Below are 5578 nucleotides of genomic sequence, written 5' to 3'. Positions count from 1 at the left end.
CAACGCCCTGCGACTCTGGCGGGACCTGGACCAGGCATGATCGTCATTCCCATGGCCGGCCGCTCCCAGCGGTTCTTTGACGCCGGCTACACCCTCCCGAAGTTCATGCTGCCGCTCGGCGGCGAGAGCGTCTTCGCCCATGCGGTCGGAAGTTTCGCGGCCTATTTCGCGAGCCTACCCTTCCTGTTCATCGTCGCCCCCGGCGCCGAAAACATCGCCTTCGTCGAGGCCGAGTGCGCGCGGCTGGGCGTCGCCTCGGCCAGGGTCTTAGAGCTTACGGCCATCACGGCGGGACAGGCCGAGACCGTGGCGATCGGCTTGGACGGGGCGGGGATCGATGACGCCGAGCCGATCACCATCTTCAACATCGACACCTTCCGTCCCGGCTTTGAATTCCCAGGCGCCTGGTTCGCCGGCCTCGATGGCTGGCTGGAGGTGTTCGAGGGCGAGGGCGCCAACTGGTCCTATGTCCGTCCCGCCGAGGGTGACCTGCCGCTGGCTGCCGAGACGGCCGAAAAGCGTCGGATTTCAAATCTCTGCTGCACGGGCCTCTACCACTTCGCCCGGGCCGGCGATTTCCGGGCGGCCCTGGCCGCCGAACGCCTCGCCCCCCAGGCGGCGGAGCTCTATGTGGCGCCGCTCTATAACCACCTGATCGGTCGGGGCGGCAAGACGGGCTACAGCCTGATCGACCCCGCCGACGTGATCTTCTGCGGAACGCCCCAGGAATATCAGGCGCTTCTGACGCCCGCCTGAATCAGGCCTGCTTGATGGTCTTGACCAGCTTGGCGGCCCGCGCGGTCCAGCTGTGCTCGGCCTGGGCGCGCTTGGCGCCGGCCCGGGCCATGGCGGCCAAGGCGGCCGGATCGGCGAGCAGATCGGCGATCTGGCCGGGCACGGCGTCCAGCCTGTTCCAGCCATAGGTCGCCATCTCGCGGCCCGGCTTGAAGGCCTCGGCGTAGTACTTGCTCTCGTCGGAGAGCACCGCCGCCCCGCCGCACATGGCGGTGAACACCCGCTCATGGCCGCCGGCGACGAAGCCGTTATTGGCGTTCAGCACCAGCCGGGCCCGGCGCAGCAGATGCAGGGTCTCCTCGAAGCTGCCGACGCCGCCATAGGCGAAGCTCGGATAGAGCCCGAGCAGGGGCTCCCAGCCGGCGCCATAGATGGTCAGGGGCGCGCCGCCCCGGCCAAGTTCATGCAGCAAGCGGTCGCGGTGACAGGCCTCGGCGAAGGCCTGAGGGGCCTGCAGCAGCGGCAGGAAATCCTTGAACAGTTCCGGGGTGAGCTCGGCCTGGAATTCGTCGGCCAGGGCCAGGCGCAGGGCGTCGAGGAGGGGCAGGCGGGCGTCGGCGGCCATGCGCTGGGCCACGGCTTCGATGGCCGTGCGGGCCGGGGTGTCGGCCTCCTGGCGCCACGGCATGGCCGGCGCGCCGCGATAGGTGCCGGTGAACAGCACCGGGATGTCGCGTTTGGCGAACGCCTCATCGGACGTATCCAGCGGCTCGGCCAATTCATTGGCGCCAGGCGGCAGGAAGCCCAGCTGGCTGAAGCCCCGCCCCTTGGTCCAGGCGGTCATGAACTGCACGTGGCTGCGGTCCAGGAACAGGGCGGCGTTGCGCTTGATCGGCGTCGAGAGCCGGGGAATGTGGTGGATCGGGTGGTCCACATAGAGCGAGGCATAGACCACGCCGAGGGCGTCATAGACGCTGGCCTCGCCGGTCTTCAGGTCGCTGCCGACCCCGCCGATCCCGAAATAGGCGTCCGGCCTGGCCTGGAAGCTGGCGTTCAGCTGGGCGATGGCGTCGGGCGCCGTCAGGTCGATGATCGCGGCCTCGTGGCCCAGGCCCGTCAAGGCGGCGGCCAGCTGGTCGATATGCAGCCGCAGGGAGCCGTATTGCGACTGGCCCTTGAACAGAATGAAGCGCACGTCCGACCCTTTCCTGAGCCTGGCCCTATTGTCCGCCGATTCCCCCGGTCGAGGGTGCGCCCGGCGGTTGCGGGCGACTATCGGCGCGGGCGCCGGCGCGCTAAGCCAAGCGGATGATGAGATGGATTCCTGCGGTGCTTGCCGCCTGTGTTGCGGCGTCAGCGCACCTCCCGGCCCAGGCCGCCGAGGCCGGCGCCAGCGCCTATGTGCTCTACAAGGACGCCACCCTGATCGATGGGACGGGTGCGCCGCCCCAGGGGCCGGCCAGCATCCTGGTCAAGGGCGAGCGGATCGAGAAGGTCTGGCTGGGGAACACCATCGCCTTCAAGCTGCCGCCGGGTTCGCAGGTGGTGGACGCCTCGGGGCTCTATGTGCTGCCGGGCCTGGTCAACAGCCACGAGCATCTGGCGACGCCGCCCAATCGGCCCTTCGCCGAGGCCCAGATGAAGCGCGACCTCTATGGCGGGATCACCGCCGTGCGCGACATGGCCGACGACCTGCGCCAGGTCTCGGACCTGGCCCGCGCCGCCCGGGTGGGCGAGCTGCCGGGGCCGGACATCTATTACGCGGCCCTGATGGCCGGACCGGAATTCTTCGACGACCCCCGCACCCATGCGGTCTCAGCCGGGGCCGTGGCCGGCCATACGCCCTGGATGCAGGCGATCGACGCCCGGACCGACCTGAGGATGGCCGTCGCCCTGGCGCGCGGAACAGGCGCCTCGGCGATCAAGATCTACGCAGACCTGCCGGCCGAGCGGGTCAAGGCCATCACCGCCGAGGCCCATCGCCAGGGCATACCGGTCTGGGCCCACGCCGCCGTGTTCCCCGCCAAACCCTCCGACGTGATCGCCGCCCGGGCCGACGCGGTCAGCCATGTCTGCATGCTGGCCTATGAAGTCTCCGATCCGATCCCCAAGGCCTATCACCATCGTGCGCCGGTCGACGCGGCGCGGCTGGGACAGGGGGATAATCCCGTGATCGGCAAGCTGCTGGCCCGGATGAAGGCGCAGGGGACGGTGCTGGACGCCACCCTGTTCGTCTATGCCGGGCTCGACGCCAGCCACGCCGCCCATCCGACCGGACCGCAGCCCTATTGCACAACCGAGATCGCCGCGCGGCTGACCGACCAGGCGCGTCGGGCCAGTGTCATCATCAGCGCTGGCACCGACGGCTTCAGCGAGGCCGCCGATCCCTATCCGGCCCTCTATCAGGAGCTGGAGCTGTTGGTCGCCAGGGCCGGGTTCACCCCGATGCAGGCGATCCTCGCGGCCACGGCGGGCGGCGCCCGGGCCGTCACCGCCAATCCCGACTTCGGGACCATCGCCGCGGGCCAATTGGCCAATCTGATGTTCACCGCCAAGGACCCCACGGGCGATATCGGCGCCCTGCGCACCGTGGTCATGACCGTGAAGCGCGGGGTGATCTATCGCCGCGCCGACTTCAATCCGCAGGCGGACGCCGCCCAGCGAAAGGACGACTGATGCTCTCTCGCCGCCAGACCCTGACCTTCGGCGCCGCCAGCCTCGCGGCCGGCGCCGCGCCCGCCTTCGCGGCGGCGAAGAAGCCGATCATCATCAACGCCCTGGGCGGGATCATGAACCCGAACATCCCCCTGGGGCAGAAGACCCAGCTCCTGTCCGGGTCCGGCGACCTGGACATTGACACCCGCTCGATCATCGACGCCCGGGCCTCGGGCGTCACCGCCGTCAACTGCACCCTGGGCTATGTCGCCGGCCCGCAGGATCCCCACGCATTCTCGCTTGAGACCCTCGACGCCTGGGACGCGCTGGTGAAGGCCAATCCAGAGGATCTGCTGGTGGTCCGCAAGGCCAGCGACATCCTGAAGGCCCGCGACGAGGGCAAGGTCGGCCTGATCTATGGCTTCCAGAACGCCCTGCAGGTCGGCGAGCATCTGGAGCGGGTCGATGAATACGCCGCCCGGGGCGTCCGGGTGATCCAGCTGACCTACAATCCCGCCAACACCCTGGGCGACGGCTCCATGGCGCCCCAGAACCGGGGGCTCTCGCCACTCGGTCGTCAGGTGGTCGAGAAGCTGAACGCGGCCAAGGTCATGGTCGACCTGTCGCACAGCGGCGAGCGCACCTGCCTGGACGCCATCGCGGCCTCCAAGACCCCGATCTCGATCAATCACACGGGCTGTCGCGCGCTCACCGATCTGCCGCGCAACAAGACCGACGCCGAGCTGCGCGGGACAGCGGAGAAGGGCGGCTTCGTCGGGATCTATTTCATGCCGTTCCTGACCCTGGACGGCCATCCGCACGCGACCGATGTGGTCGCCCATATCGAGCATGCCCTGAAGGTCTGCGGTGAGGACCATGTGGGCATCGGCACCGATGGTTCGATCACCGCCATCGACGACCTCGACGTCTACAAGGGCGCCCTGGAGAAGGAGATCGCCGACCGGGTCGCCGCCGGCATCGGGGCCAAGGGCGAGCGTCCGGACACCTATCCCTTTGTCGTCGATCTGCGCGGGGTGGACCAGTTCAGGACGCTGGCCGGCATGCTGTCGGCCAAGGGCTATCCTGCCCGTGTCATCGACAAGGTGTTGGGGCTGAACTTCCTGGCCTATGCCCGGACCGTCTGGGGCTAAGCCTTTTGTCCGTAGCGGGCCGCGACGGCCGCCCAGCCGGCCAGCGAGAAGGTGGTCCAGAACGCGGCGGCGGTCTCCGAGGTCAGGCCCATCCGCTCAACCGGATCGCCTGACCCGACCATGGCGTTCAGCATCAGATAGGCGCCCAACGACGCCAGCCCGGGCGGCAGGCCATAGGTCGCTGCGGCGTGGCCGGCGAACACCCGATGCACGCTATCCGGCGCGGGCAGCGCATCGGCGCCCAGAAGCCGGGCGACGCCTGGGTCATTGAGCAGCATATGCACAAGGGCGCGGTTCTCGTTGCAATAGGCGAACACCCGCTCGGTCCCCAGTCGCACCCGCTCGGGAAAATCGTTCGCCTCGGCGGCCTTAAGGTCCCCCGCCGCCGGATGGTATTCACGGCTCAGCAGGGCCCGCAGCAGGTCTTCGACGGTCGAGAAGTGACGATAGATCAGCGCCTTGGAAATGCCGGCCTGGACGGCCACGGCCTCAAGGGTGCACTGCGAAAGGCCGCCCTCGAGGATCAAGGCCTTGGCGCTGTCGAGAATCTGCTCCCGACGATCTTCCCGCGACAACCGCGAGGCCCGCGCCCTGTCCATCGACTCACCCTGCGACAATCTCAACTCAGAGTAGGACGGTAGGCGCCGTCAGGTAAACAAACGCTACCCAAGATGGGGAGTAATCCGGCGAAGGCTGCGGTTTCATTCTGGCGACGTCTGGGCGATGGTCCTGGCTCTGTGAACTGAGCTTTCGGGGACGGCGCCGACCATGAGAATGACCCTTCGCGTATTGGCCCTGGCCGGCGGCCTGGCCCTGGCTGGCGTCGGACCGGCGCTGGCCGCCGACATGATCCTGCATGGCGGCCCGATCTACACCGGCGACGCCAAGGTCGAGGCCCTGGCGGTCAAGGGCGGCAAGGTCGCCTTCGCCGGATCGCTGGCCGAGGCCCGCAAGGCGGCGCCCGGCGCTCAGGACGTGGACCTGAAGGGCGCGACCGCCTTGCCGGGTCTGGTCGACGCCCACGCCCACCTGATGGG

The 5578-nt window shown here is 68.7% G+C and carries 5 protein-coding genes and 1 pseudogene; 4 read left to right on the top strand and 2 right to left on the bottom strand.

Annotation, left to right across the window (positions count from 1 at the left end):
• On the top strand, nucleotides 1-756 hold a 756-nt coding region (locus Q7P21_RS18970), incomplete at its 5' end, for a hypothetical protein (RefSeq protein ID WP_304179568.1).
• A gap of 1 nt (nucleotide 757) precedes the next feature.
• Here the strand turns inward: Q7P21_RS18970 and Q7P21_RS18965 are convergent.
• On the bottom strand, nucleotides 758-1930 hold the full coding sequence (locus tag Q7P21_RS18965; RefSeq protein WP_304179562.1) for a glycosyltransferase: 1173 nt from the start codon (nucleotides 1928-1930) through the stop codon (nucleotides 758-760).
• A 113-nt stretch (nucleotides 1931-2043) separates the two neighbouring features.
• Here Q7P21_RS18965 and Q7P21_RS18960 point away from each other — a divergent pair, with 113 nt between their 5' ends.
• Both Q7P21_RS18960 and Q7P21_RS18955 read left to right on the top strand, forming a co-directional pair.
• Nucleotides 2044-3411 (top strand): amidohydrolase family protein, encoded by a 1368-nt coding sequence (locus tag Q7P21_RS18960; RefSeq protein ID WP_304179556.1) that lies wholly within the window; start codon nucleotides 2044-2046, stop codon nucleotides 3409-3411.
• The gene (locus Q7P21_RS18955) at nucleotides 3411-4541 is read left to right on the top strand and encodes a dipeptidase (protein ID WP_304179553.1); all 1131 of its coding nucleotides are present in this window, start codon (nucleotides 3411-3413) and stop codon (nucleotides 4539-4541) included. Before Q7P21_RS18960 ends, Q7P21_RS18955 begins: the two co-directional genes overlap by 1 nt.
• Here the strand turns inward: Q7P21_RS18955 and Q7P21_RS18950 are convergent.
• Nucleotides 4538-5140: a TetR/AcrR family transcriptional regulator gene (locus Q7P21_RS18950; RefSeq protein ID WP_304179547.1), complete on the bottom strand. Its 603-nt coding sequence runs from the start codon at nucleotides 5138-5140 to the stop codon at nucleotides 4538-4540. The genes Q7P21_RS18955 and Q7P21_RS18950 overlap by 4 nt on opposite strands.
• A 175-nt stretch (nucleotides 5141-5315) precedes the next feature.
• Here Q7P21_RS18950 and Q7P21_RS18945 point away from each other — a divergent pair.
• Nucleotides 5316-5578: pseudogene (locus Q7P21_RS18945) on the top strand (amidohydrolase); the annotation flags it as partial.

The organism is Phenylobacterium aquaticum (assembly GCF_947378715.1).
GTDB lineage: Bacteria > Pseudomonadota > Alphaproteobacteria > Caulobacterales > Caulobacteraceae > Phenylobacterium > Phenylobacterium aquaticum_A.
Note: the sequence above shows the minus strand (reverse complement) of the source record. Positions and strands in the feature narration are given on the sequence as shown.

Coding starts and splice junctions, on each gene's coding strand:
- Q7P21_RS18960 (WP_304179556.1), top strand. CDS start 2,044: ATGATGAGATGGATTCCTGCGGTGCTTGCCGCCTGTGTTGCGGCGTCA.
- Q7P21_RS18955 (WP_304179553.1), top strand. CDS start 3,411: ATGCTCTCTCGCCGCCAGACCCTGACCTTCGGCGCCGCCAGCCTCGCG.
- Q7P21_RS18950 (WP_304179547.1), bottom strand. CDS start 5,140: ATGGACAGGGCGCGGGCCTCGCGGTTGTCGCGGGAAGATCGTCGGGAG.